This is a genomic window from Arhodomonas sp. KWT, assembly GCF_010993615.1.
Map to the genome: position 1 here is coordinate 1 of NZ_WNXE01000504.1, position 1,172 is coordinate 1,172.

The 1,172-nt window shown below is 66.6% G+C and carries 1 protein-coding gene; it reads right to left on the bottom strand.

Annotated features, from left to right (window positions below; translation table 11 throughout):
• Positions 1 to 209: 209 nt before the first annotated feature.
• The coding region (gene tgt, locus G7A99_RS20255; RefSeq protein ID WP_163143644.1) for a tRNA guanosine(34) transglycosylase Tgt at positions 210 to 1,172 on the bottom strand (963 nt) is incomplete at its 5' end.

A 1,172-nucleotide genomic window follows, 5' to 3' on the forward strand; every position in this document is an offset into this window, starting at 1 on the left:
TGCTGGGGACGGATCAGCAGGAAGTAGAAGATGACGATCAGGGCAACGGGAAAGATCAGACTGGTGAGCGTACCGCCCGGTGCGGCCCCGCCCTGCCCCTGGGCCAGGGCATCGGAAATCAGGAAGTCCATACGAGTCTCCTCGATATCATTGACGTATCAACTCCGCGGCCACCGCCTCCCGGGTGACCCGCAAAGTCGCGCATTATGTCACAGCCCCCGGCGCTTGGCGTAGAACGACGCCGCCCAGTCCTCGAAGCGGTCCGCCTCGATCGCCGAACGGATTCCCGTCATCAGCCGCTGGAAATAGTACAGGTTGTGCAGGGTGTTCAGCCGTGCCCCCAGGATTTCCCTGCAACGGTCCAGGTGCCGCAGGTAGGCCCGTGAGTAGTGTCGACACGTATAACAGCCACAGGTTTCATCGATGGGTCGGATATCTTCCGCGTGGCGCGCATTGCGGATGCGAAGCACCCCGGTCTCGGTGTAGAGAAAGCCGTTGCGCGCGTTACGCGTGGGGATGACGCAGTCGAACATATCCACGCCGCGGCGCACCGCCTCGACGATGTCTTCCGGCTTGCCCACGCCCATGAGATAGCGCGGATGGCCGGCGGGCAGCTGGGGCTCCAGGTGCTCGAGCACGCGGTGGCGCTCCTCGGCGGGCTCACCCACGGCGAGGCCGCCGATGGCATAGCCGTCGAAGCCGATCTCCGTGAGCCCCTGGAGCGAGGCCGTGCGCAGACCCTCGTGGACCCCGCCCTGAACGATGCCGAACAGGGCGTTGGTATTGCCGAGCTCGTCGTGACGGGCCCGCGAGCGGGCCGCCCAGCGCAGCGAGCGCTCCATCGAGGTGCGCGCCTCGGCCTCGCTCGCCGGATACGGCGTGCATTCGTCGAAGATCATCACGATGTCCGAGCCGAGGTCGTGCTGCACGGTCATCGACTCTTCCGGCCCCATGAACACCTTCGCCCCGTCCACCGGCGAGCGGAAGTGCACGCCGGCCTCGGTGATCCGGCGCGTCCGGCCCAGGCTGAACACCTGGAAGCCGCCGGAGTCGGTGAGGATCGGCCCGTCCCAGCCCATGAAGTCGTGGAGATCGCCGTGGGCACGAATGATCCGCGTGCCCGGCCGGAGCCAGAGGTGGAAGGTGTTGCCGAGGATGATGCCGGCGCCGAG